The 25417-nt window shown below is 75.7% G+C and carries 16 protein-coding genes; 6 read left to right on the top strand and 10 right to left on the bottom strand.

Features of this window, described 5'->3' with window-relative positions:
• Position 1: 1 nt before the first annotated feature.
• The 7 genes from ACIQWA_RS10040 to ACIQWA_RS10070 form a co-directional block, all read right to left on the bottom strand.
• A complete protein-coding gene (locus ACIQWA_RS10040; RefSeq protein ID WP_402480546.1) occupies positions 2–1174 on the bottom strand; it encodes a thiopeptide maturation pyridine synthase in 1173 nt (390 codons plus the stop codon).
• Positions 1167–2168: a lantibiotic dehydratase C-terminal domain-containing protein gene (locus ACIQWA_RS10045; RefSeq protein WP_402480547.1), complete on the bottom strand. Its 1002-nt coding sequence runs from the start codon at positions 2166–2168 to the stop codon at positions 1167–1169. Before ACIQWA_RS10045 ends, ACIQWA_RS10040 begins: the two co-directional genes overlap by 8 nt.
• Positions 2161–4926: a lantibiotic dehydratase gene (locus ACIQWA_RS10050; protein WP_402480549.1), complete on the bottom strand. Its 2766-nt coding sequence runs from the start codon at positions 4924–4926 to the stop codon at positions 2161–2163. The genes ACIQWA_RS10045 and ACIQWA_RS10050 overlap by 8 nt, the downstream gene beginning before the upstream one ends.
• A 186-nt stretch (positions 4927–5112) precedes the next feature.
• The gene (locus tag ACIQWA_RS10055; protein WP_360234200.1) at positions 5113–5277 is read right to left on the bottom strand and encodes a hypothetical protein; all 165 of its coding nucleotides are present in this window, start codon (positions 5275–5277) and stop codon (positions 5113–5115) included.
• Positions 5278–5524: 247 nt separating this feature from the next.
• On the bottom strand, positions 5525–5926 hold the full coding sequence (locus tag ACIQWA_RS10060; protein ID WP_402480550.1) for a pyridoxamine 5'-phosphate oxidase family protein: 402 nt from the start codon (positions 5924–5926) through the stop codon (positions 5525–5527).
• A gap of 113 nt (positions 5927–6039) precedes the next feature.
• Entirely contained in the window at positions 6040–6669 is a 630-nt protein-coding gene (locus ACIQWA_RS10065) for an MBL fold metallo-hydrolase (protein ID WP_360234206.1), read from the bottom strand.
• Positions 6666–7751: an S-(hydroxymethyl)mycothiol dehydrogenase gene (locus ACIQWA_RS10070; RefSeq protein WP_402480552.1), complete on the bottom strand. Its 1086-nt coding sequence runs from the start codon at positions 7749–7751 to the stop codon at positions 6666–6668. The genes ACIQWA_RS10065 and ACIQWA_RS10070 overlap by 4 nt, the downstream gene beginning before the upstream one ends.
• A gap of 647 nt (positions 7752–8398) precedes the next feature.
• Between ACIQWA_RS10070 and ACIQWA_RS10075 the strand changes: the two genes are divergently transcribed.
• Positions 8399–9619, top strand: a complete 1221-nt coding sequence (locus ACIQWA_RS10075) for a cytochrome P450 (protein WP_402480555.1) — start codon at positions 8399–8401, stop codon at positions 9617–9619.
• Positions 9616–9891 (top strand): ferredoxin, encoded by a 276-nt coding sequence (locus tag ACIQWA_RS10080; RefSeq protein ID WP_360234215.1) that lies wholly within the window; start codon positions 9616–9618, stop codon positions 9889–9891. The genes ACIQWA_RS10075 and ACIQWA_RS10080 overlap by 4 nt, the downstream gene beginning before the upstream one ends.
• A gap of 117 nt (positions 9892–10008) precedes the next feature.
• On the opposite strand, the gene ACIQWA_RS10085 is transcribed toward ACIQWA_RS10080, so the two are convergent.
• From ACIQWA_RS10085 to ACIQWA_RS10095, 3 genes are all read right to left on the bottom strand, one after another.
• Positions 10009–10452, bottom strand: a complete 444-nt coding sequence (locus ACIQWA_RS10085; RefSeq protein WP_402480558.1) for a hypothetical protein — start codon at positions 10450–10452, stop codon at positions 10009–10011.
• Between the two features lie 4 nt (positions 10453–10456).
• Complete coding sequence (locus ACIQWA_RS10090) at positions 10457–11695, bottom strand: phosphotransferase family protein (protein ID WP_402480560.1); 1239 nt, start codon at positions 11693–11695, stop codon at positions 10457–10459.
• 202 nt (positions 11696–11897) lie between these two features.
• Complete coding sequence (locus ACIQWA_RS10095; protein WP_402480562.1) at positions 11898–12884, bottom strand: LuxR C-terminal-related transcriptional regulator; 987 nt, start codon at positions 12882–12884, stop codon at positions 11898–11900.
• A 340-nt stretch (positions 12885–13224) separates the two neighbouring features.
• Here ACIQWA_RS10095 and ACIQWA_RS10100 point away from each other — a divergent pair, with 340 nt between their 5' ends.
• The 4 genes from ACIQWA_RS10100 to ACIQWA_RS10115 all read left to right on the top strand — a co-directional run bounded on the left by ACIQWA_RS10100 (position 13225) and on the right by ACIQWA_RS10115 (position 25293).
• Positions 13225–14592, top strand: coding sequence for an IS256 family transposase (locus ACIQWA_RS10100; protein ID WP_402480564.1), 1368 nt, complete (start codon positions 13225–13227; stop codon positions 14590–14592).
• Between the two features lie 348 nt (positions 14593–14940).
• Positions 14941–15099: a hypothetical protein gene (locus ACIQWA_RS10105; protein WP_402480567.1), complete on the top strand. Its 159-nt coding sequence runs from the start codon at positions 14941–14943 to the stop codon at positions 15097–15099.
• A 118-nt stretch (positions 15100–15217) separates the two neighbouring features.
• The gene (locus tag ACIQWA_RS10110) at positions 15218–15430 is read left to right on the top strand and encodes an MbtH family protein (RefSeq protein WP_360234230.1); all 213 of its coding nucleotides are present in this window, start codon (positions 15218–15220) and stop codon (positions 15428–15430) included.
• A 107-nt stretch (positions 15431–15537) separates the two neighbouring features.
• Positions 15538–25293 carry an amino acid adenylation domain-containing protein gene (locus tag ACIQWA_RS10115; protein WP_402480568.1) on the top strand — a complete coding sequence of 3252 codons (9756 nt, stop codon included), beginning with the start codon at positions 15538–15540 and terminating at the stop codon, positions 25291–25293.
• Positions 25294–25417: the final 124 nt, after the last annotated feature.

A 25417-nucleotide genomic window follows, 5' to 3' on the forward strand; every position in this document is an offset into this window, starting at 1 on the left:
CTCAGCTCCGCTGCGGGTCGGTGGGTGCGGGGACGGGTTCGGGGACGGGTTCGAGGGCGGGTTCGAGGGCGGGCTCGGCAGGGTGGCGCTCGCCGGGGTGGCGCTCGGCGTAGGCGCGGGCCCGCTCCAGCGCGCTGACCCCGAAGGTGGACTCGACGGTGCGGGCGGTCAGGTAGCAGAGCAGGAAGCGCTGGGTCATCGAGAGGCCCAGCCGGTCGAGGTGGGTGTACAGCTGGTTGATCGCCAGCCGGTGGCCGCGGAACCACGTCGTGGACATCACCTCGCTGCGGTACGACTCGTTGCCGAGCAGCAGTCCGAGCAGTTCGCCGAGTCGGGGCTCGGCGAGCAGGGGGGTGCGGGCCGCGTGGTCCAGGTCGATCAGCCCGCCCTCCAGCAGCGGCAGGGCGGCGGCCTTGCGGTCCCGCACGTACCCGGCCCACTCGGCGACGAAGGGCAGCTGCCCGGTGCCGTCCAGGGTGTCGAGCACCGCGGCCAGGTCGCGGCCGAGTTCGCCGCGCAACTGCTGGAACCGTGCCTCGAAGGCGGCCCGGACGGCGGCCGGGTCCACGCACTGGGCGAAGAAGCCCTCGGCGTGCGAGGCGAAGGACATGAAGCCCCTGGACACCGGCGGCAGACTGGTGTGCGCGAAGGCGAACATCAGCCACAGCGCGGGCCGCAGCCGGCTGTGGCCGGTGCGGCGGACGTGCTCCAGCACGGGGAAGGCGAGCCGGCTGCTCGCGGCGTGGCCCGCGTCCAGCAGTTCGGCCAGCAGCGGGCTCCCCAGGACGTGCCGGCGGTCCTCGTACGGCTCGGTCTGGAGGGTGTTGTCGGGGTACCACGGCGACAGCGGGCCGCGCTCGTCCAGCAGCGCCGCCCTACGGGCGTGGCCCGCGGTCTCCCGGGCCTCGTCCAGGACGGCGGTGGACGGGCTGCGCCGCAGGAAGGCGGCCAGCCGGAGTTCGGCGGCCGGCTGCACGATCTCGCGCCAAGCACTGTCCGTGGTACGGAAGTTGAGCCGAACGTGCGGGCCACGCCGCCAGTGGCGCTGGAAGTACGGCTGCTCGATCACGTCGGAGAGTTCGGCGAACAGGGGGCGGACGGCGTCCAGCAGCAGCGCGTCCTTGTCGTCCTGGTAGTAGCGGATCTGGAGGCTGCGCCAGTCGGTGTCAGTCACGGTGGTACCCGGTCCTCGCGGGGTCGGTGGATGGGTCGGCGCGGCCAGCGCCGGAGGGGGCCGCGGTCAGCCCGGACTCGACGACGCGCCGGATGCGCTGCTCGACGCCGTGGTCGAGGCCGAGCCGGTTGTGCAGCAGGTGGACGCAGCGCAGCAGCACGGCCAGCACCGCGCGCTGCCCGGGCGCGGCGGAGCCGGGCGGCGGGACGGCGGTGGGGTGGGGGGCGGTGATCCGCAGCCGGCCGCGGGCGTGCAGGCCGAGCAGTTCGGCCCGCAGCTCGCGCACCGAGCGCAGCCAGCGGTCCTTGGGGCCGCTGCCGGTGGCCGGGCCGTCGGCCTGCCGCCAGCCGCGGGCCACCCGGTCCGCCGTCGCGGGGTCGGGCGCGCCGCCGGGGCGGGCCCGCAGCGCGGCGGCCAGCCGGCCCCGGTCGGGCTCCCAGGCCGCGAGCGCCAGGATCAGCGCGTCCGCGCCGAACCCGGCACGCTGCGGCCCGGTCGCCCCGTCGGCGAGCAGCCCGAGCGCGAGGTCGCTGGAGAGGGTGAAGTGCCGCTCCACCGCGCGGACCGCCTCCGGCCCGCCGAACACCGCTTCCTCGGGCCGGTACCGGATCTCCTCGACGGCGTCGTGCTCGCGCACCGACCGGTCGTGCTCGGCGAGCCCCTCGGCGGCGGCCAGCCGCTCGGCCCAGGCCGCGTAGTCGGCGGGCGGCATCCGCCCGGCGGACGGGTGGGCGTCGAGGTGCCGGCCCAGCGCGGTCCGGGCCCGCTCCCGCACCGCGGCCGCCCGGGCGGCCGTGCGCGGCAGCAGCCGCAGCCGCAGGTGCGGGCCGCCCTCCCAGTAGCGCAGGTAGAAGTACTCGTCGATCAGCCCGTCCCGGCGCAGTTCGGCGACCAGCGGCCGGACGGTCCGCACCAGCAGCGCGGTGGCGTCGGCCGTGCTGAACGCGTGCAGGCTGAGCCACTCCCGGCCGCTCCCGGGCCCCGGCTCAGCCACGACCGGCCCCCGCCGTCCGAGCGGCGGCACCGGGGTCGGCGCCCGGGTCGACCCCCGGGTTGACCCCCGGGTCGACCTCGACCACGTACTCCACGACCCGTCGTCCGAGGCCGCCGAGGACGGGCGCGGCCGCCGGGTCGGGCAGCGCCTCCTGGAACAGCAGGACGCGGTCGGGGCGGGCGAGCAGGCGGTGGAACAGCAGGACCAGATCGGGGTTCGCGAGGTCGAGGAACATCGGCTTGCGGTCGCGCAGTTCGCCGAGGTCCCCGGGGCGGCGCGGCTCCCGTCCGCCGGCCGACCGCTGCGGCGCGGGGCGGTCGGGGACGGCCCGTACGAAGGTGCGCTCCGGTACGCCGTGCCGGCGGGCCCAGTCGGTCAGCCGCAGCAGGTAGTGGGCCTCGTGCTCGCCGCGGCTCTGCCGTGGGACGGCGTCGGCCCGCACGCACCACGAGGCCCGGGCCACGACGACCCGGCCGACGGCGGTGCGCGGCCGGTGCAGGACCTCGCGGGAGTGCTCGGCGGGCGTGGTCGTCAGCAGCTCCCACAGCCCGGCCGAGGGCCCGGGGGTCTCGCCGAACAGCCTGACCAGGAGCAGCGTCAGCGGCGGCAGCAGCCGGTCGGCCATAGTGCCCAGGTGCAGCGGCCGGACCTCCGGCCCGTCGGGTCCGTGGCGCAGCACGAGCCGCCGCCGGACCGGGTCGTGGTCGACGAAGAGCTCGGCGGCGGGCAGGCGTTCGGCGGCGGGCCGACGGCTGTCGACGCCCGGGGTGTCGATCTCGAAGCGGACGCCGTCGGCCCGCAGGTTGAGGTTGCTGCCGAAGGCGCCGGCGCTCTCGGCGAACAGCACGCCGCCCGGGACGTCTGCACCCAGGTCGGTGTCCGCCGTCCGGTCCGCGAAGTCCGCCGTCCCGTCGGCGAGTTCCGGCAGGGCGCGGCGCAGCCTGGCGGTGCCGTGCCCGTGGCCGGCGCCGACGCCGTTGAGGACGAGGTCGAGGTCCCCGTCGTCGTCCCGGCCGGCCTCCTGCACGTAGCAGGACAGCCGCCCCGCGACCGACCGGTCGGGTGCCAGGCCGGCGAGCAACCGGTCGACGGCACCGGCCGGGAGACGGACGACGCCGTCCCCGTCGGCGGGGTGGTCGCACAGGAAGCCGATCGCCTCGGCCCGCAGCCCGGCGAGCTCCCGGACGGCGGGCACCGGGCTGGCGCCCGGCGGGTGCCCGGCGGCCGTGGCCGGGTTGAGCAGTGCGCCCAGTTCGGCCGCGGCGCTGCCGGGCCGGGCGTCCCGGAGCCGGGTGACCAGGGCGCGGTGGAACAGCGGGAACGGGACGGGCCCGGCGTGGTCGGCGAAGACCTCGGCCGCGACCAGCCGCAGTGCGGCGTCGGGCCGGAACAGCGCGAGCAGCCGCCCGACGGCGGCGAGGTCCGCGAGCGCGCCCGCCCAGCGCCGGGGGTCGCCGTGCAGGACGACCTCGGTGAAGACGGCGTTCTCGTGGAAGAGGTTCTTGCGGGGCGGCGCCTGGGTCCGGTCGCCGGGCGTGCCGTGGGTCTCCAGCAGGCCGGTGATCTCCCGGTCCACCCGCCGGTGCAGCGCCGTCCGGACCGCCGCCGACTCTCCGGGGTAGGCCGCCAGGGCGCGCCGGACGGCCTGCAACTCCCGCTGCCCGTCGGGGAGTTCCCAGCGTTCGAGGTGGCGCAGCAGTTCGCCGAGGTGGTCCGGGGACTGGTCGGCGAACGGCAGCGCCGCCTCCAGCAGACCGACCTCGACCAGCTTGGCGAGATAGGCCGTCGCCGCCGCCGTGTCGGGCCGGGCGGCCGGGCGCCCGGCGCGGGCCGCGAGGTGGTCGCGCAGTTCGGCCCCGGTGCGCGGGCCGCCGGCCCGCAGGAAGTCGACGCAGGCCCGGGTCGCCCCGTCCGCGGCGACCGACAGCACCCGCTCCGACCAGCCCGGTGCGACGAACCAGAAGCGGCCGTCCTCCTCGCACAGCGTCGGGTTGACCCGCAGCACCCGGCCGCGCGGCGGCGTGCGCGGTCCGGCCAGCGCGTGCGCCAGCCGCTGCATCACCCAGACGTTCGGCTCGACGACACTGCGCCAGGCCGTCGCCCCGGTCGGCGCGACGGCGGAGCCGCAGCGGCGCCACTCGCCGAGGCCGGTCACGGCGAAGGTGGCGTACGGGCTGGTCTTGGCGGCCGCTCGGGCCAGGTACTTGACCAGGCGCAGCCTGGTGCGGCGGGCCGGCTCGGTGCCGGCCGGGGCGTCGAGCCACGCGGTGAGCGCGTCCGAGAGCATCGGGTTGCCCTGGACCAGCCCGTGGCGGAAGGCCGGGGTCGCGGCGTGGCGGCGCACGGCTGACAGGGCGTCCGGGAGGTCCCGGTCGTAGCGGTCCGGGAGCGCCGCGAAGTCCGCCCGGTGGGCGCGCAGCGCCGCCAGCCAGGCGTCGATCCGCTCGGTGAGGACCTCCGGCAGGGCCTGCCGGACCGCGTCCGACCAGACCGCCGGACCGGGCGCGCTCGCGCCGTGGAGGCTGCGGCGCAGCGCCACCACCCGCGGTTTCAGCTCGGAGCCGGCCAGCGCGCCGATCACCGGGTGGAGGGCGTCGGCCAGCAGTGCGCCCTCGCGGGCCAGCCGGTCGCGTTCGGCGAGCAGGTGGTCCACGGCGGCTCGGACGGCCGGTCGGCGCAGCTCGTGCAGGGCGTCGGCCGGCAGGCCCGCGACGCGGACGGCGAACCGGCTGACGGCAGGGGTGGTGGGGGCAATCACGGTGGGAACGCCGTTTCGTCTCCAGAGGGTCCGACGGGCTCTTCCCAGCGCGCCGGAGGGGTACCGCCGGTCAGTCACCGGTGGTCGTGCTGGCGGGGAGCGTCCCGCGGGCCCTCGCCGGGTCGGACGGGACCCGCGGGACGCTCCTCAGTGGCTACCCGTGAGCCGGGTGCCCTGCCCGGTCGATCAGGTCAGGCTGAAGTAGCAGTGGCAGCCGTAGGGGGCGCAGGAGGCGCCGACCTCGGTGTGCGCACTGTCGGTGGCCAGCGAACCGATGGCGTCGCCCTCGGCGAGCTCGATGCCGGTGACGTCCAGGGCGTCCAGGTCGAGCGAGTTCAGCTGCATGTCCATGGTGACGGTCCTTCCTCTCGTTCCGTCGGCCCGTTCGGGCTGACAGGAGAACCTTCACAAGCGCCGATCTACAGCCGATATACGGAAGTGCCGTCAGGTCATGGGCGCCCTGCACCAGGACCCCGCCCGGCCGGCGGACGCGGGGCCGGTCCGGCGCGGCGCGCGGCGAGGGGCGGGGTGGGGTGCGGCGAGGGGCGGGGTGGGGTGCGGCGAGGGGCAGGGTGGGTGCGGCCCGGTGGCGGTCGGGTCAGGGGCGGCCGAGGACGGCGGTGACGGTGATCTCGATGACCACCCGGTCGGGGTTCTCGCGCGGCGGGCGGTAGCGCTCGGCGTAGCGGCGCTCGGCGTCGGCGACCTGCTCGGCCGAGTCGCGCAGCACCGCGACGCCCTCCAGGGTGGACCAGCGGGCCCGGTCCACCTGGCAGACCGCGACGCGCAGTCCCTCGGGGCCGGCCGCCGCCACGTTGCGGGCCTTGCGGCTGGTGCGGCTGGTGATCACCCGGGCGGTGCCGGTCTCCGGGTCGAAGGTCACGCCGACCGGCACCACGTGCGGCGTGCCGTCGGGCCGGGTGGTGGTCAGGGTGGAGATGTGCCGCTCGCGCCAGAAGGCGAGGAAGGCGTCGTCGAGGTCACGCGGGTCATGGGCCATGATCGCGATCGTACGACCCCCGGGGCGGCGCTCAGCCCGGGGGCCGTACGGCGTGCGGCAGGCGGCCGGGGCCTCGGTGGCCGCGGGCGGTCCACTCCGGCAGGGCCGGGGCCTCAGTGGCCGCGGGCGATCCACTCCGGCAGGGCCGGGGCCTCGGCGCCGATGGTGGTCGGGTCGCCGTGGCCGGTGCGCACCACCGTGTCGGCCGGGAGCGACAGCAGCCGCTCGCGGATGGACTCGATGATGGTCGGGAAGTCCGAGAAGGAGCGTCCGGTCGCGCCCGGGCCGCCGTGGAACAGCGTGTCGCCGGTGAACACGGTGCCGAGGCCGGGGGCGTGGAGGCAGACCGCGCCGGGCGCGTGGCCCGGGGTGTGCAGCACGGTCAGCTCGGTGCCGGCCACCTCGATCCGCTGCCCGTCGGCGAGTTCGCCGTCCGGGAGCCGGTCGGGGTGGGTGAGCTTCCACAGCGGGAGGTCGTCCGGGTGCAGCAGGATCGGCGCGCCGGTGCGCGCGGCCAGGGCCGGGGCGGCGTCGATGTGGTCGTTGTGGGCGTGGGTGGAGACGATCGCCAGCAGCCGGCGGCCGCCGAGCGCGGCCTCGATGGCGTCGGCGTCGTGCGCGGCGTCGATCACCACCGCCTCCTCGTCGTCACCGACGATCCAGACGTTGTTCTCCACCTCCCAGCTGCCGCCGTCGAGTTCGAAGGTCCCGGCGGTGACCAGGCGGTCCACCCGGGCGGTCACAGGATCACCACCGAGCGGAGGACGTCGCCGTCGTGCATGCGCTCGAAGGCCTGCTCCACCTCGTCGAGCCCGATCCGCTCGGTGACGAAGGCCTCCAGGTCCAGGCGGCCCTGGAGGTGGAGGTCGATCAGCATCGGGAAGTCCCGGGAGGGCAGGCAGTCGCCGTACCAGGAGGACTTGAGCGCGCCGCCGCGGCCGAAGACGTCCAGCAGCGGCAGTTCCAGGGTCATCTCCGGGGTCGGCACGCCGACCAGGACGACGGTGCCCGCGAGGTCGCGGGCGTAGAAGGCCTGCTTGTACGTCTCGGGACGGCCGACGGCCTCCACCACGACGTCGGCGCCGTTGCCGCCGGTCAGCTCACGGATCGCCTCGACCGGGTCGGTGGTACGGGAGTTGACGGTGTGGGTGGCGCCCAGGGAGCGGGCCTTCGCCAGCTTGCGGTCGTCGATGTCCACCGCGATGATCTTCGCCGCGCCGGCCAGCCGGGAGCCCATCACGGCCGCCCCGCCGACGCCGCCGCAGCCGATCACGGCGACGGTGTCGCCGCGGCCGACGTTGCCGGTGTTGATCGCGGCGCCGAGGCCCGCCATCACGCCGCAGCCCAGCAGGCCCGCGACGGCCGGGTCGGCGGCCGGGTCGACCTTGGTGCACTGGCCGGCCGCGACCAGGGTCTTCTCGGCGAAGGCGCCGATGCCCAGCGCCGGGGACAGCTCGGTGCCGTCCAGCAGCGTCATCCTCTGCTTCGCGTTGTGGGTGGCGAAGCAGTACTGCGGGCGCCCGCGCTCGCAGGCCCGGCACTGGCCACACACCGCACGCCAGTTGAGGACGACGAAGTCGCCCGGCCCGACCTCGGTGACGCCCTCGCCCACCGACTCCACGACGCCCGCGGCCTCGTGGCCGAGCAGGAACGGGAACTCGTCGTTGATGCCGCCCTCGCGGTAGTGGAGGTCGGTGTGACAGACGCCGCACGCCTGGATCCGCACCACCGCCTCGCCGGGCCCCGGGTCCGGCACCACGATCGTGGTCACCTCCACGGGTGCGCCCTTGGCGCGCGCGATGACTGCCTTGACCTGCTGGGCCATCCGATTCCACCTCCGTCGGCCGGTACGGCTACGCACCGGCGTGACCTGCGACAAACGACTGCGGGAGAACTCTAGAAGCACTTCCGAAGGAGTGCCTACGAAGGGTAGCGCCCGCCCGGCCGGGGGCATGTGCCACGGGCATGCCCGGTAGTCCTGCCCGGACCACCCGGCGCTCGCCCCCGGTGCGCCCCCGGTGCGGCCCCGGCGCGGCCCCGGACCAGGGGCGCGCGGGCGGCGCTGAGCGCCCGTCAGCGTGCCACGAACTGCCCGGAAAGCGCCGCCGTTGGCTGGAACTGCCGCAGACGGGCACCCCGCCGTCCACGTACGGTCGTAGCAGAGACGGTCCACGCGACCACGCTCAGCACACCCGCCCCACCTGACGGCACGCCACCGCGCGCCGCTCGTGCCGGGCGCGTACCGACCGTACGCCCCCGCACGTTTCGCGCCATCCCGCGCCATCCCGGGCACGGGCCCGCGCCCCCGCGCGGGCAGCGTTCCCGCGTCCCACCGCGTCCCACCGCGTCCCACCCGCACCGCCGGCCCCGAGTCGAGCCGCCCCGGCCGAACCGCCCGTCCCCGCACGAACCCCGGATCCACCCCCCGTCGGGCCGCCCCGCGCGGTCCCTGCCCTGGAGTCTGGAGTACGGATGTCCACCGAGAACAGCGCGACCGGTGCCGGCACCGGCACCGCCCCGCTCCCTCCGCTGCACTGCCTGCGCCACCTGGAGCCCGGTCCGCCCCGGCTCGCGGCGCTGCCCACCGGCACGCCGGTCTGGCTGGTCAGCCGGCACGCCGACGTCCGGCAGGTGCTCACCGACCCGCGGCTCGGCCGCGCCCCGCTCTACGCGCCGGACGCGCCGCCGCTCATGGTCACGCCCAACATCCTGGACGACCCGCAGAGCATGCTGAACATCGACGGCACCGAGCACCAGCGGCTGCGCCGCACCGTGCAACGGGCCTTCACCCCGCGCGCGATCGCGCGCTGGAAGCCCTGGGTCGCCTCGGTGATCGAGTCGCTGATCGACGAACTGATCGACCACGGCTCCCCCGCCGACATCGTCGCCACCTACACCCGGCCGCTGCCGGTCCTGGTGATCAGCCGGCTGATGGGCCTGGACAACCTCGACAGCAAGCGGCTCGCCCACTGGAGCGACCACGCGCTCTCCACCACCGCCTACAGCGCCGAGGCGATCGCCACCGCGATGACCGAGTTCGCGGCCTTCGGCGCCGAGGTGATCGCCGAGCGCCGTGCGGCGCCCGGCGAGGACCTGGTCAGCAGCCTGCTGGCGGCCGCCGCCGAGGACGGCTCGATCACCGAGGGGCAGCTGATCGCCCTGGTCATCGGACTCGTGGTGGCCGGTCACGAGACCACCATGACCAGCCTCGGCAACGCCCTGGTCTACCTGCTCCACGACGGCCGGGACGCCTGGCAGCGGCTCGCCTCCGACGAGGCCAGCGCCGCCGCCGCGACCGAGCAGATCCTGCGCGCCGTACCGCTCGGCGACGCCGCCGAGCACATGCCCGGGCTGCTGCGCCGCACGGTGGAGGACGTCGAGATCGGCGGGGTGGTCATCCCGGCCGGCAGCGTCGTCGCCGCCGACACCGGCGCCGCGAACCAGGACCCGGAGGTCTTCACCGGGGACCTGCGCACCGAGCTGTTCTCCCCGCTGGCCGCGCCGATGCTCACCTTCGGCGCCGGACCGCACCACTGCCTGGGCGCCTGGCTGGCCCGGATGGAGCTGGAGCTCGCCCTGCACCGGCTGGCCCGGCGGCTGCCGGCGCTGCGGATGGCCGACGCGGCCCGGGACATCGACTGGCGGCGCGGGCTGCTCACCCGCAGCCCCAACACGCTGAGGGTCACCTGGTGACGGGGCCGACCGGGCCCGCCGACACCGCGGCGGCCGAACCCGTGCTGGTCCGGGTCGACCGGGACCGCTGCATCGGCTCCGGGATGTGCGCCCTGAGCGCCCCCGAGTCGCTGGCCCTCGACACCGACGGGCAGGCCCGGCCGGTGGCCGGGTACGCGGACGGCGGCGCGGAGCTGACGGACGGGCTGACCGAGGCGGTGGAGTACTGCCCGGTCGAGGCGCTCACCCTGCTCTCGGCCCGTGGCGGCCACCGGATCGAACCGCCCGAGTGACCCGCCCCAGGCCGGGTGGCCGCACAGCCCCGTGACCCAGTGATCCCGGTGGCGCCGTGATCCCGGTGGCGCCTGCTGAGACTGCGGCAGCAGGCGCCACCGAAACGGACCGGCGGGTCAGTCCGCACCCGGCCCGGTCCGCCGCCACCGAGCCCACGGCTCGTCCTGGCCGGCCCGGTCCTCCCGCTCCCACCACTGCAGGACCGTCGGACTGCTGCCGAGCAGCGCCGACACCCGCAGCCCCTCCTCCCGTGACGTCACCCGGGTCAGGGGCGCGAACTCCTCGGGAAACACGTCCAGCAGACTGAACAGCGTCTCGCCGCTCCGCAGGGTCAGCAGCAGTTCGCAGCGCACCTGGCGCGGCAGCTCCGGGCGGCCGAACACGGTGTTCCACCCGACGGGCCACAGGTGGTGGGTGCCGTCCGGCGCCGCGTGCTCCCGCACCCAGCCCGGGTCGAGCCGCTGGTTGAGGACGAACTCGTCCGCGCGCTCCTCCAGCCGCAGCAGGGCGGCCGTGCCGACGGCCTTCACTTCACGGGGAACGGGCTGATCCAGTGGCATCCCGCTATCCTGCCCGACGCCCGCAGACCAGGGCGGCGCGGAGTTCGGCGGCCGGGTCGCCCTCGTGGTACGGGCGTTCGCTGGGCTCGATGTGGTCCAGGAACTCCTGGTAGCGCAGCGCGTAGAACACGTGGTGGAGCGGAGCGGCGAGTTCGAGGGCGCGGTGCGGGTCCGAGCCCGGGGCGTGCTCGCGCCAGGCCGCCGTCCAGACCTCGGCGTGGTGGCGCCAGGCCGCCGGGGTGAGGTAGGCACGGGGGCGGAGCCCGTCCAGGGTCGGGTGGCCGAGGCAGGCGTCGGCGTAGTCGACCACGACCGGGCGGGCGTCGCCGGTTCGCCAGTTGCCGGGGTGGAAGTCGCCGTGCAGCAGCGTCTCCGGGAGGCCGCAGGCAGCCAGTTCGTCCAGCAGCGCGGGCAGTTCGGCGGCGAACCCGTGCAGCCGGTCGCGTTCGGGCGCCGTCAGGTCGGTCTCGGCGGGGAGCCGGTCCAGCAGCGCCGTCAGCTGGGCGTGCAGGGTGGCGGGCGTGCGGTCGCGCAGCCCGGCCAGGGCCGTGGGCCGTCCGGCCAGGGCGGCCTGGGCGGCGACGAAGCGCGGGACGACGTCGGCGACGGTCGCCTCGTCCGGGCTCCAGCAGTCCTCGCCGGGGACGTGGTCGAGCAGCAGTCGGCCGGCGGCCGGGTCGGCGGCGAGCACCGGTGGGACGAGGGTGGGGTCGACCCCGCCGAGCAGCGCGATCACCTCCCCCTCGGCGGCGTTGAACTCCGGGCCGGTGGTCTTCAACCAGGCGTCGGCACCGGTGGGGGAAGGGAAGCGGAAGAGGCCGGACAGGTTCCAGGTCCGGATCTGCCGCGCCGGCCCGGTCGGCCGGCCGAGGTCGGCGAGCCGCTCCTGCGCCCAGCCCAGCGCCGAGCGCAGCCCGTCCGGGGTGGCCCAGGCGGCCCGCCGGGCGGCGGGGGCCAGCAGCGCGGCCGTCCCGGCGTCCGGCGGGCGGGGTGTCAGGGCGGCGGGCGCCCGGAGCGCCTCGGCGTGGTAGCGGACCCGGCCGCCGTGGCCCGGGTCCGCGCTGTGCCCGTCGAGCAGTCTGGTCACCAGGACCGGCACGCCGGCCAGTTCGGTGGCCCGGGCGACCACGCCGTCCACCGCGGACCACCAGCCGAGGTCCGTCTCGAAGGGGCCCAACTGCCCGTAGTAGGCGCTTCCGTGGGTGAGGTCGACGGTCACGGTCCGGCTGTTCGCTCGCTGCATCCGAGCAGCTTCGCCCACGGCGCGACGCGGCGGCGACCGGTTTTCCCCGGGGCCGGACCTGCTCGCCGCCGGGGGCCGCCGTGAGGCTGCGCTGCCCGAAGCCTCCTGCTGGGGTTCCCGCCCGGTCCGTCTCACCGGGGAACGCCACCCCGGTCCGTGTCACCCGGGCACTGTCACCCGGGCGCTGTCACCGGGGCCGACGTCAGAGGTCGTCGAGCGGCTCGTCCAGGACGCCTTCGCGCGCGATGATGTAGCCGAGGTGGCCCCGGCTGCGGCTGCCGAGGAGCTCGCTGGCCTTCTGGATGTGGCTGGAGACCGTGCGGGTGCTCATCCCGAGGCGGGTGGCGATCGCCTCGTCGGTGAAGCCGTTGACCATCAGCCGCAGGACGTTGCGGCGGGTGCGGTCGGTGAGCAGCTGGGGGCGGTGGTGGCCCTCCAGGTAGGTGACGGGCTCGGCACGTTCCCACATCAACTCGTAGATCTTGAGCAGGTACTCGACCAGGGGCGGGAACTGGATGAGCACCGCGGCGGCCTCGCGCTGGGCGCCGGCCGGGATGAAGGCGGTGGAGCGGTCGCAGATGATGACCCGGTCGAAGACCTCGTTGAGGGTGCGCACCTGGGCGCCGCGGGCGGAGACCTGCTCGATGTAGGCCAGGGTCGGGCCGTGCGAGCGGACGGTGTGCTGGTAGAGGGTGCGCTGGCGGACGCCGCGTTCGGCGAGGGCGAGGTCGCGCGGGAGGGCGGCGGCCAGGTGGTCGGCGCCGCGGCCGCCGCCGGGCTGGGCGGTGCGCAGTTCCTCGGTGCAGTCGGCGACGGCCTTCTCCAGCGCCGGGTTGATCTCCTCGCCGGCCAGCTGGCGGATCGGGAGCTGGGCCTGTCTCATCACGTCGCGGTAGGCGTGCTCGGCGGCGGTGAAGGCGGTGCGGAGTTCGGCGAGCTGCTCCTGGTGGGCCAGCACGGCGAGTTCGAGCGGCCGGGTCAGGCCGGTGACCGCGAGGTCGGGCGGGACGGGGGCGAGCCGGTGCCCGGCGCCGGGCAGGGTGCGCAGCAGGCCCATACTGAGGAGGCATTCCGGGGCCTGTCCGGCGACGGCGCCGCCCTCGGCGAGTGCGACCCGGTAGAACTCGACCCCCCGGTCACACAGTTGGGGTGTCCCCTTTTCCGTGCTGGTGTCCTGGCATAGGCACATCTGGGCATCCTTCCGGCTTCGGCATTGCGCTTTCACGAATGCCCGCACCGGCAACAGCCAGACGTCCGGAAGGGCAGGATGGTGCTCACCTGCCGTTCGGACGCATCCCCCCCGGGCCACGACAGCCGCGAGTGTACGCGCTAAGGACGCGGAAATCAGCGGTTGTCGGCGAAACCGGGCATGCCCGGCGACGGCGTCCGACGGTGGTGACGGCGAGGACGACCGTACCCGGTTGCGGTAACGGGCGGGTGGCCGCCGCATTGCGCGCGTCGCCCCGTCAGGGCGGCCGGAGCGAAGGGCCGGTGAACCGGCCCGGCCGACGGACGGAGGGCACCCCTTGTTGCGAGCTGATCCCGACCCGCCCCCGCCGGTGGAGACCCCCGGCCCGGTGAACCCGGCCCGACTGGTGGACCCGGCCCTGCTCGGGGACCCGGCCCTGCTGGGGGACCCGGCCGGGCTGGTGGACCCGGCCGGGCTGGTGGACCAGCGGCTGGTGCGGCAGCTCGCCGAGGCGGCGGCGGCCCAGGTCGGCGCGGGCTCGGTGCAGTTGCTCGGCGACGGCGGCCTGCTCCAGGCGCTGGCCAAGCAGTTGATCGAGCGTGCGTTGGAGCTGGAGTTCCAGGAGCACCTGCGCGGCCCGGGCACCAACAACCCCACGGGGGCGGCCGGCGGCTCCGGCGGGCCGGCCGGCCACCGCGGCCGCAACGGCCCGAACGGCGCCCGGGCCAGGCGCTTGCTGACCGAGATCGGGCCGGTCGAGGTGCGGGTGCCCCGGGACCGGGAGGGCAGCTTCGCCCCCCGTACGGTCCGCCCCCGGGCCCGCCGGCTGCCGGGGCTGGACCGGCTGGTGGTCTCGCTCACCGCGCGCGGCCTCAGTTCGAGCGAGCTGGTGGCGCACCTGGCCGAGGTGTACGGGGTGGAGATCAGCCGGGAGACCGTCTCGGTGATCACCGACCAGGTGCTCGACGAGCTCGACGACCGGCGCGGGCGCCCGCTGGACCCGGTGTACCCGGTGGTCTTCGTCGACTCGGTGCGCAGCGGGCGTTCGGGCGGCCCGCTGGTGCACCTGGCGCTGGGGATCTCCACGGACGGGCTGCGCGAGGTGCTGGGCCTGTGGCCGGCCGCGGACGGCGAGCAGTGGCCGCAGGTGCTGGCCGGGCTGGCCGAGCGCGGGGTGCGGGAGGTCTGGGTGCTGGTCGGCGCCGCCGGTGCGGGGCTGGCCGAGGCGGCGGCCGCGCGGTGGCCGCGCACCGTGGTGCACACCTCGGTGGCGCATCTGCTGCACGCCGCGCTGCGGCACGCGCCGGGCGAGGACTGGGGCGGGCTGGCCCAGGTCCTGCACGAGATCTGTACCGCGCCCACCGAGGCTGCGGCGCTGGAGCGGTTGGGCCGGGCCGAGCGGGAGTGGGGGCCGGGCCACCGCGAGGTGTTCCGGGTCTGGCGGGCGGCGTGGCCGCTGCTCGCCCCGGGGTTCCGGTTCGGCCCGGAGGCGCGGCGGCTGCTGGCGGGCGGCGGGGCGCTGGAGCGGCTGCACGCCCGGCTGCGCCGGATCGAGCAGGCCGCGGGGCGGGTGCGGGACGAGCGGGCCGCGCTCAAGCGCGTCTATCTGGCGACCCTCGCCCTGGAGTCGTCGGCGGGGGTCCGCCGGCCGTGGACCGGGGACTGGCCGGCCGTCCGTGCGGAGTTGCGCCGCGGGTCTCGACGTTGACGCCCAACTGCCTTGGTCTGAACCGTAGTTGAGACTGCCTCAGCAAGCCCGACGGTGACCTGTCGCGGGCGCCACCGACCTCCGTCGACCCCCGGCTCCCGACCTCCGGGGTGGGGTTCCGGCCACGGGCCGGACCTTCGCGCGCCCGCCCTCCCACCACTGATCTGACAGACCCAGGTGCTCTTTGCATCAGTTCTGCCCGATTTTGGCACAGTCTGTTCACGCTTCCGGTTCCCGCATTGCGTGATCCCGATAACGGCCAGAGCTTCCACGCCAGTTTGGGCCTCGGCAGGATTCATTCACAGCGAGGAGCGCACACACCGCCCGCCTCAGGAAGAGGAATTCGCCATGACGAATCTTGCCGATCGCATTCACAAGATGCTCGGAATTCTCGCCGTTCTGCTGGTCGCCGGGATCGGCCTCCAGATCCACGCCGCACCGTACCAGTCCACCATTGCCGCAGGTCCCTCGGCCGTGCACGGGGACGACTCCGGCTGGGGCCCGTGAACGCGCTGGCGCAAACTCGGGGCGAACTCGGTGAACCGCCGACCGACATGAGCCGTTCACCGCGCGCCGAGGAAATTCCCCCCTCCTCGTAATTCTCCGAACAGAGAGGAAACCGACGATGGCGAACCCGTTCGACGACCCCGAGGCCGACTACCTCGTCCTGGCCAACGACGAGGGCCAGCACTCGCTGTGGCCGGTGTTCAGCCCGGTGCCCGACGGCTGGCACCAGGTCTTCGGCGCGGCCCGCCGGCCGGAGTGCGTCGAGTACGTGGAGCAGCACTGGCAGGACCTGCGGCCGAAGAGCCTGATCGCCCACCTGTCCGGCCACTGACCGGCCGTCACTGAGGAGCCTCAGTAGGGCCACCGGTTCACGGGACCACCGCCACCGAGCGGGCCGACCGCCCGCGGGTCACGCAGCAACGAGGGAGAGAGAACCAGATGTCCGGGGACCAGCAGACGCACAGAACCGACCCGCGGCCGGGACCGGCCGAGGTGCTGTGTCGACTGTTCGCGGAGGTGCTCGGCCGGGATTCGGTCGACCCCGCGGCGGGCTTCTTCGAGCTGGGCGGCGACCGGCCCGCGGCCGTACGGCTGCTGGCCCGGGTGCGCGCCGAGCTCGGGTTCCGGGTGCCACTGCCGCTGCTGCTGGACGCGCCGTCCCCGGCCGACCTGGCCACCCGGCTGGCCGACCCGGCCCCGGCCGCTCCCGACCCGCGCCCGACCCTCACCTCCCTGGTCGACGCCCAGGTCGCCCGCACCCCGGACGCCCCCGCGCTGTACGCCGGGCCCACCACCCTCACGTACGCCGAACTGGACGCCCGGGCCAACCGGTTGGCCCGGGTGCTCGCCGCCCGCGGCCTGGGCACCGAGGACGTGGTCGCGCTCGCCCTGCCCAAATCCCCCGAGGCGGTCGCCGCGATCCTGGCCGTGGCCAAGACCGGCGCCGCCTGGCTGCCCGCCGACCCGGCCTACCCCGCCGAGCGGCTGCGCCACATGCTCACCGACTCCCGCGCCGCGCTGGTGCTCACCACCGCCGGCGCCGCCGAGCGGCTGCCCGACACCGGCGCCCCCCGGCTGCTGCTCGACTCCCCCGAGCACCTCGCCGACCTGGCCGACCGGCCCGGCACCCCGTTCACCGCGGCCGAGCGGGTCCGGCCGCTGAGCGCCGACCACACCGCGTACGTCATCTACACCTCCGGCTCCACCGGCCTGCCCAAGGGCGTGGCCGTCACCCACACCGGGCTGCCCAGCATGATCGGCACCCAGGTCGCCGTCACCGGCGTCGGCCCCGGCAGCCGGGTGCTCCAGGCCGCCTCGCTCAGCTTCGACGTCTCCATCTCCGACCTGGCCGTGGCGCTCACCACCGGCGCCGCGCTCGTCCTCCCGCGCGAGCAGAGCCAGCTGGTCGGCGAGGCGCTGGCCGAGCTGATCGACCGGTACGGCGTCACCCACGCCGACCTCGCCACCGCGATGGCCGCCACCCTGCCGGACGCCCCGCTGCCGACCCTGCGCACCCTGATCGGCGGCGGCGAGGCCATCCCGCGCGAACTGGCCGCCCGGCTCGGCCGGGACCGGCTGATGCTCAACAGCTACGGGCCGACCGAGACCACCGTCATCGTCACCATGAGCGAGCCGCTCACCGGCACCGAGCAGCCCCCGATCGGGCACCCCTGCCAGGACGCGCGGATCCACCTGCTGGACGAGCGGCTGCGCCCGGTGGCGCCGGGCGCCGTCGGCGAACTGTACGTCTCCGGCCCGCACCTCGCCCGCGGCTACCTGGGCCGCCCCGGCCTGACCGCCGACCGCTTCGTCGCCTGCCCGTTCGGCGCCCCCGGGAGCCGGATGTACCGCACCGGCGACCTCGGCTCCCTCCGCCCGGACGGCCAGCTGGACTTCCTCGGCCGGGCCGACGACCAGGTGAAGATCCGCGGCTTCCGGGTCGAGCTCGGTGAGATCGAGCAGACCCTCTCCGCCCACCCCGGGGTCCGCCAGGCCGTGGTGCTGGTCCGCGAGGACCGCCCGGGCGAGCGCCGGCTGGTCGGCTACACCGTCGGCGCCGCCGACCCGGCCGAGCTGCGCGCCCACTGCGCCGGGCAGCTGCCCGACCACATGGTGCCCGTCGTCGTGGTGCTGGACCGGATGCCGCTGACGCCCAACGGCAAGGTGGACAAGCGCGCCCTGCCCGCGCCGGTGCTCGGCACCGCCGAGGAGGGCGGCCGGGCCCCGGCCGGCGAGGTGGAGCACACCCTCGCCCGGCTGTTCGCCGAGGTGCTGGGGCTGCCCCGGGTCGGGGTCACCGACTCCTTCTTCGAGCTCGGCGGCGACTCCATCGTCGCCATCCAACTGGTCTCCCGGGCCCGGCAGGCCGGACTCCGGCTCACCCCCCGCGCCGTCTTCGAGGCGCCCCGCGTCGAGTCGCTGGCCCTGCTCGCCCGCCCGTTGGAGGGCCCGGTCGCCGTCGAGCCGGCCGGGGCCGGCCTCGGCGAGGTGCCGCCCACCCCGATCGTGCACTGGCTGTCCCGGCAGCAGGGCGCCGTCGGCAGCTTCTACCAGTCCACCCTGCTCACCCTCCCCGCCGGGACGGGGCACGCGGAGCTGGTCACCGCTCTGCAGGCGCTGCTCGACCACCACGACCTGCTGCGCGCCCGCACCTCCCCGCTCGCCGAACGCCCCTGGACGCTGCACGTCCCCGCCCCCGGCGCCGTCCCCGCCGAGGGCCTGCTGCGCACCGCCAACGGCCCGGCCGAGCCGGAGGCCCTGCGCGCCGCCACCGAGGCCGCCCGCGACCGGCTCTCCCCCGAGGACGGCCGGATGGTCCAGGCCGTCCGCTTCGACGCCGGCCCGGACCGGCCCGCCCGGCTGCTGCTGGTGATCCACCACCTGGTGGTGGACGGCGTCACCTGGCGGATCGTCGAGGAGGACCTGCTCGCCGCGCTCGCCGCCGCCCGCGCGGGCCGCACGCCCGAGCTCCCGCCGGTGCCCACCTCCTTCCGGCGCTGGGCCCAGCGGCTCACCGCCGAGGCCCGCACCGACCGCCGGGCCGCCGAACTCCCGTACTGGCAGGCCGCGCTGGCCACCCCGGACCCGCTGCTCGGCGCGCGCCCGCTGGACCAGGCGAAGGACACCTACGCCACCGGCGGTGCCCTGCGCGTGGTGCTGCCCGCCGACACCACCCGGGCCCTGCTGACCGAGGTCACCGCCGCCTACCACGCCCAGGTCAACGACGTCCTGCTGACGGCGCTGGCCCTGGCCCTCACCCACTGGCGCGGCGACTCGGCGGACCCCGACGGCGCCGTGCTGGTGAACGTCGAAGGCCACGGCCGCGAGGAGGTGGTCGAGGGCGTCGACCTGCACCGGACCGCCGGCTGGTTCACCTCCGTCTACCCCGTCCGGCTCGCCCCCGGCCCGCTCAGCTGGGCCGAGGTCACCGCCGCCGGACCGGCCCTCGGCCGGGCCCTCGGGCTGGTGAAGGAGCAGCTGCGCGCCGTCCCCGACAACGGCATCGGCTACGGCCTGCTGCGCCACCTCAACCCGGCCACCGCCGAGGTGCTCGCCCAACACGCCGAGCCCCAGGTCGAGTTCAACTACCTGGGCCGTTTCCAGCCCGAGGGCGTCAGCGCCGAGGACGTGCTCGCCGGGGCCGAGGCGATGACCGAGGGCGCCGCCCCCGACCTCGGGCTCGGCCGGGTGCTCGGCCTGGACGCCACCACCGTCGACACCCCGCAGGGCCCGCTGCTGGTCGCCCAGTGGTCCTGGGCCGGCGAACTGCTCGACGAGGAGCGGGTGCGGGCGCTCGCCGAGGCCTGGTTCACCGCCCTGCGCGCGCTCGCCGAGCACGCCGAACGGCCGGACGCCGGCGGGCACACCCCCGCGGACTTCCCGCTCGTCTCCCTCGACCAGGACGAGATCGACCGGCTCGCCGAACTCCACGCCCCCGCGGAACTGGTGGACGTCTGGCCGACCTCCCCGCTGCAGCAGGGCATGGCCTTCCACGCCGCGTACGACACCGAAGGCGCCGACGTCTACACCTCCGTCTGCACCTTCGACCTCACCGGCCCGGTCGACGCCGACCGGCTGCGCGCCGCCGCCGAGGCCCTGCTGCTGCGCCAGCCCAACCTCCGGGCCGGCTTCCACCAGCGCCCCGACGGCCCGCCCGTCCAGGCCGTCCCGGACCGGGTCGAACTGCCCTTCACCGTCCTCGACCTGACGGGCCACGCCGAGCCGGAGGCCGAGGCCGACCGGATCGCCACCGCCGAGTACGGCCGCCGCTTCGACCTCGCCCGGCCGCCGCTGCTGCGCTACACCCTGCTCACCCTCGCCCCCGGCCGGCACCGGCTGATCGCCGCCGCCCACCACATCCTGCTGGACGGCTGGTCCACCCCGCTGTTCGCCGAGGAGCTCTGGGCCCTCTACTTCCGGCAGCCGCTGCCCCCGGCCGCCCCCTACCGGGAGTACCTGCGCTGGATCACCGGGCGCGACGGCGCCGCCGCCCGCGACGCCTGGGCCCGGGCCCTCGCGGGCGTGGACGAGCCCACCCTGCTCGCCCCCGGCCGTACCGCCGCCGCCACCCCGCGACTGCCGCTGCGCCTGCACACCGGCCTCACCCCGGACGTCACCGAGGCGCTCGGCCGCACCGCCCGCCGCTACGGCGTCACCCTCAACACCCTCGTCCAGGCCGCCTGGGGCGTCCTGCTGGCCCGGCTCACCGGCCGCACCGACGTGCTCTTCGGCACCACCGTCTCCGGTCGGCCGCACGACCTGCCGGGCGTCGAGCGGATGATGGGCCTGCTCATCAACACCGTGCCGGTGCGGGTCACCCTCGACCCGGCCGATTCCTGGGGGCAGCTGCTGCTGCGCCTCCAGCACGAGCAGTCCGCGCTGCTGGACCACCAGCACCTCAGCCTCACCGAGATCCAGCAACTCGCCGGACTGGGCGGCCTGTTCGACACCGTCACGGTGTACGGCAACTACCCCGACCCGTCCGCCCTGGACACCGCCGACCCGAGCGGCGCCACCCGGGTCACCCTGGTCGAGGACGTCGACAGCGCCCACTACCCGCTGCTGCTCGCCCTCACCCCGGGCGACGGCCTCCAGCTGCGGCTGGACCACCAGCCGGACGCCTTCGGACCCGCCGAGGCCCGTACGCTGCTGGACCGCTTCCTCGCCCTGCTCGACCGGATCGTCGCCGATCCGGCCGAACTCCTCGGCACCGTGGACGTGTTGACCGAGGTGGAGCGCGCGCAGCTGCTGTCCGGCCGGCACGGGCCGGTGGCGGAAGTGCCCTCGGGTACGGTCCCCGAGCTGTTCGAGGCGCAGGCCGCCGCGACGCCCGAGGCGATCGCCCTGGTCGCGGGTTCCGCCGAGCTGACGTACGCCGAACTCAACGCCCGGGCCAACGGTTTGGCGCTGCGCCTGGTCGAGGCGGGCGTCGTCGCCGAGACCCCCGTCGCCCTGCTGCTGGAGCGCTCGCCCGCGCTGGTGGTGGCCGTGCTGGCGGTGCTCAAGGCCGGCGGCAGCTACGTCCCGCTGGACGACGCCCAGCCGCAGGAACGCCTCACGGCCGTGCTCGCCGACGCGGGCGCCCGGATCGCCGTCACCGACCGCGACCACCCGGCGCTGGCCGGACTGACCACCCTCGCGGTCGGCGAGGAGACCGCCGCCAACCTCGATCTCCCCTGGCGGGCGGCCCAGTTGGCCTACGTGATGCACACCTCCGGCTCCACCGGCACCCCCAAGGGCATCGGCATCACCCACCGTTCGATCGTCGACCTCGCCCTCGGCGGCACCTTCGCGGGCGGCGCCCACGACCGCGTCCTGGTCCACTCGCCCACCGCCTTCGACGCCTCCAGCTACGAACTCTGGGCCCCACTCCTCTCCGGCGCCCGGCTCGTCCTCGCCCCCGCCGGACGCCTCGGCGTCACCGAACTCACCGACACCATCGAACGCGGCGGCGTCACCGCCGCCTGGATGACGGTCGGCCTGTTCAACGTGCTGGCCGCCGAGGCACCGCAGGCCTTCGCCAGGCTGCGCGAGGCGTGGACGGGCGGGGACGTCGTCTCGCCGGCCGCGCTGCGCCGGGTGCTGGAGCACTGCCCCGGGCTGCGGGTGGTGAACGGCTACGGCCCCACCGAGACCACCACCTTCGCCACCCACCACCGCATGACCACCCCGGCCGAGGTGCCCGACAGCGTCCCGATCGGCCGCCCGCTGCCCAACACCCGGGCCTACGTCCTCGACTCCGGCCTGCGCCCCGTCCCGGTCGGCGTCCCCGGCGAGCTCTACCTCGCCGGGCCCGGGCTGGCCCGCGGCTACGTCGGCCGCCCGGGCCTGACCGCCGAGCGCTTCGTCGCCGACCCGTACGGCGCCCCCGGCACCCGGATGTACCGCACCGGCGACCTGGCCCGCTGGACCACCACGGGCGAACTGGAGTTCGCCGGTCGAGCGGACGACCAGATCAAGCTGCGCGGCTTCCGGATCGAACTCGGCGAGGTGGAGGCGGCGTTCACCGCCCACCCGGCGGTCGGCCAGGTCGTCGCCGTGGTCCGCGAGGACCGGCCCGGCGACAAGCGGCTGGTCGTCTACGTGACCGGCGAGGCCACCCCCGAGGACTTGCGCGCCTTCGTCGCCGACCGGCTGCCCGGCTACATGCTCCCGGCCGCGACCGTCCCGCTGGACGAACTGCCGGTCACCCCCAACGGCAAGGTCGACCGCCGCACCCTGCCCGCCCCCGACTACCGGGGCGCCGAGGGCCGGGCCCCGCGCACCGAGGCCGAGCGGGCGCTGTGCGAACTCTTCGCCGGGGTCCTCGGATTGGCGTCGGTGAGCATCGACGACGACTTCTTCGACCTGGGCGGCCACTCCCTGCTCGCCACCAAGCTGGTCAGCCGGATCCGCACCGCCCTGGGCGCGGAGCTGCCGATCCGTGCCCTCTTCGACAGCCCGACCGTGGCCGCGCTGGCCACCGCCCTGCCCGCAGCCCTGCCCGCCGTCGACGCCCCGGCCCGCCCGGCGCTGCGCCCGCAGGCCCGGCCGGCCCTGGTGCCGCTCTCCCCCGCCCAGCAACGCCTGTGGTTCATCGAGCAGTTCGAGGGCCCGAGTGCCCTCTACAACACGCCCGTCGCGGTCCGGGTCACCGGCGCGGTCGACCGCCCCGCCCTGGAACTGGCGCTGCGCGACGTGGTGGCCCGGCACGAGGTGCTGCGCACCCTCGTCCCGACCACCGACGGCCAGCCGCACCAGCTGGTCACCGACGCCCCCGAACTCGCCCTGCGCGCCGAGCCGGTGGCCTCCGAGGAAGCGCTGCGCACCGCCCTGGCCGAAGCAGGCCGGGAGGTCTTCGACCTCGCCCGCGACCTGCCCGTCCGCGCCACACTGTTCTCCCTGCCGCACGACGAGCACGTGCTGCTGGTCCTGCTGCACCACATCGCCGGCGACGGCTGGTCCGTCGCCCCGCTCTTCCGCGACCTCGCCACCGCCTACCGGGCCCGCCACGCGCACACGGCACCCGACTGGCAGCCCCTGCCCGTCCAGTACGCCGACTACGCCCTCTGGCAGCGCGAGCTGCTCGGCGACCAGGAGCACCCCAGCGCCCTGCTCACCGCCCAACTCGCCCACTGGCAGCAAGCCTTGGCGGACGCACCGGAGGAGCTGGCGCTGCCCTACGACCGCCCGCGACCGGCCGTACCGACCCACCGCGGCGGCCTGGCCACGGCCGTCGTCGACGCCGAACTCCACGCCGCGCTCACCGAGTTGGCCGCCGATCGGCAGGCCAGCCTGTTCATGGTCCTGCAGGCCGCCGTCGCCACCCTCTACACCCGCCTCGGCGCCGGCACCGACCTCCCGCTCGGCACCCCGGTCGCCGGACGCACCGACGAAGCCCTCGACGACCTGGTCGGCTTCTTCGTCAACACCCTCGTCCTGCGCACCGACACCACCGGCAACCCCGGCTTCCGCGAGCTCCTCGACCGCGTCCGCCGCACCGACCTGGACGCCTTCGAGCACCAGGACATCCCCTTCGAGCGCCTGGTCGAACAGCTCAACCCCACCCGCACCCCGGCCCGCCACCCGCTCTTCCAGACGCTCGTCGCCCTGGAGAGCCGCGCGGCCGTCCCGACCGCCTTCGGCGACCTGGCCTGCGCCGAGCACCCCTTCGAGCTGGACGTCGCCAAGTTCGACCTGTCCTTCCGCTTCACCGAACAGGGCCCGCAGGCGGGTCTGACGGTGGCGATCGAGTACGCGACCGACCTCTTCGACCCGGCCACCGCCACCACCCTCGCCGAGCGCCTGCTGCGGGTGCTGCGCGCCGTCACCGCCGACCCCGACGCGCCGATCGGCACCATCGACGTCCTCGACCCGGCCGAGCGCGAACAGCTGCTCACCGGCTGGAACGACACCGCCGTCCCCGTCCCGGACGCGACCCTGCCCGAGCTGTTCGAGGCCCGGGCCGCCGCCACCCCCGACGCCCCCGCCGTGGTCACCGACGGCGGACGGCTGAGCTACGCCGAACTCGACTCCCGGGCCGAACACCTGGCCGCCGAGCTCGCCGAAGCGGGCGTCGGCGCCGACACCCCGGTGGTCCTGCTGATGGACCGCTCCGCCGAGCTGCTGACCGCCCTGCTGGCCGTCCTCAAGGCCGGCGGCTGCTACGTCCCGCTGGACGACCGGCACCCGGCCGAGCGGCTGCGGCAGATCACCGCCGAGACCGGGGCGGCGCTGGTCCTGGTCGACGCGGCCCACCGCGGCCACCCGCTCGCCGCCGACGCCCCCTGCCCCGTCCGGACGCTCACCCCGGAGTGCTTCGACGGCCCGCTGCGGCGCCGCTCCCACCGCCCCGCCGTCCACCCGGAACAGCTCGCCTACGTGATGTTCACCTCCGGCTCCACCGGAGTGCCCAAGGGCATCGCCATCACCCACCGGGACGTCGTCCAGCTCGCCACCGACCCGTGCTGGCAGCACCCCGACGGGCTGCGGGTGCTGTTCCACGCCCCGCACGCCTTCGACGCCTCGACCTACGAGATCTGGGCGCCGCTGCTCTCCGGCGGCCAGGTGGTCGTCGCCCCGGCGGGCGACCTGGACGCGGCCGCGATCGGCGCGCTGATCCGGGCGCACGGGCTCACCCATGTGCACGTCACCGCCGGCCTGTTCCGGGTCATCGCCGAGGAGGACCCGGGCGTCTTCGCCGGGGTGCGCGAGGTGCTGACCGGCGGGGACGTGGTCTCCGCACCCGCCGTGCGCAGGGTCCTGGCGGCCGTCCCCGGGATCGGCGTACGGGTGCTCTACGGCCCGACCGAGATCACCCTCTGCGCGACCCAACTGCCGCTGCCCGCGGCCGATTCGGTGCCGGACACGGTGCCGATCGGCCGGCCGATGGCGAACACCCGGGCGTACGTCCTGGACGACGGCCTCCAGCCCGTCCCGGTCGGCGTCCCCGGCGAGCTGTACCTCGCCGGAGCCGGCCTGGCCCGCGGCTACCTCGGCCGCCCGGCGCTCACCGCCGAGCGCTTCGTCGCCTGCCCGTACGGCGGCAAGGGCGAGCGCGTGTACCGCACCGGCGACATCGTCCGACGCCGTGCGGACGGCGTACTGGAGTTCCTCGGCCGAGCCGACGACCAGGTGAAGATCCGCGGCTTCCGGATCGAACTCGGCGAGGTCGAGGCCGCCCTCACCGCCCACCCCGCCGTCCGCCAGGCCCTCGCCCTGGTCCGCGAGGACCAGCCCGGCGACAAACGCCTGGTCGCCTACGTCACCGGCGAGGCCACCCCCGGCGAACTGCGCGCCTTCGTCACCGACCGCCTCCCCGCCTACATGCTCCCGGCCGCCGTCCTCGTCCTCGACGCCCTCCCCGTCACCCCCAACGGCAAGGTCGACCGCCGTGCCCTGCCCGCCCCCGACTACACCGGCACCCCCGAAGGACGCGCCCCCCGCACCACCCAGGAGCGGAGCCTGTGCGAGCAGTTCGCCCAGGTGCTCGGGCTGGCCACGGTCAGCATCGACGACGACTTCTTCGACCTCGGCGGCCACTCGCTCCTCGCCACCAAGCTGGTCAGCCGGATCCGCACCGCCCTGGGCGTCGAGATGACGATCCGCACCCTCTTCGACCACCCCACGGTCGGCGAGCTCGCCGACGCGCTGCCCGCGGCCCGCAAGGCCCGGCCCGCCCTCCGGCCGATGCGCCGGCCCGGCGGCCCGGCGTAGGCCCTCCCCGGTCCTGCGCGGATCCTCACCGGTCCCCGCAGGCCCTCCCCGGCCCTCGCGGATCCTCACCGGTCCCCGCAGGTCCACGCAGCTCACCGCTCGTCGCAGCTCGGGCGGGGCCACC

The sequence above is a fragment of the Kitasatospora sp. NPDC098652 genome, assembly GCF_044760155.1.
Classification (GTDB): domain Bacteria; phylum Actinomycetota; class Actinomycetes; order Streptomycetales; family Streptomycetaceae; genus Kitasatospora.

Coding starts and splice junctions, on each gene's coding strand:
- ACIQWA_RS10055 (WP_360234200.1), bottom strand. CDS start 5,277: ATGGACATGCAGCTGAACTCGCTCGACCTGGACGCCCTGGACGTCACC.
- ACIQWA_RS10060 (WP_402480550.1), bottom strand. CDS start 5,926: ATGGCCCATGACCCGCGTGACCTCGACGACGCCTTCCTCGCCTTCTGG.
- ACIQWA_RS10070 (WP_402480552.1), bottom strand. CDS start 7,751: ATGGCCCAGCAGGTCAAGGCAGTCATCGCGCGCGCCAAGGGCGCACCC.
- ACIQWA_RS10075 (WP_402480555.1), top strand. CDS start 8,399: ATGTCCACCGAGAACAGCGCGACCGGTGCCGGCACCGGCACCGCCCCG.
- ACIQWA_RS10085 (WP_402480558.1), bottom strand. CDS start 10,452: ATGCCACTGGATCAGCCCGTTCCCCGTGAAGTGAAGGCCGTCGGCACG.
- ACIQWA_RS10090 (WP_402480560.1), bottom strand. CDS start 11,695: ATGCAGCGAGCGAACAGCCGGACCGTGACCGTCGACCTCACCCACGGA.
- ACIQWA_RS10095 (WP_402480562.1), bottom strand. CDS start 12,884: ATGTGCCTATGCCAGGACACCAGCACGGAAAAGGGGACACCCCAACTG.
- ACIQWA_RS10105 (WP_402480567.1), top strand. CDS start 14,941: ATGACGAATCTTGCCGATCGCATTCACAAGATGCTCGGAATTCTCGCC.
- ACIQWA_RS10110 (WP_360234230.1), top strand. CDS start 15,218: ATGGCGAACCCGTTCGACGACCCCGAGGCCGACTACCTCGTCCTGGCC.
- ACIQWA_RS10115 (WP_402480568.1), top strand. CDS start 15,538: ATGTCCGGGGACCAGCAGACGCACAGAACCGACCCGCGGCCGGGACCG.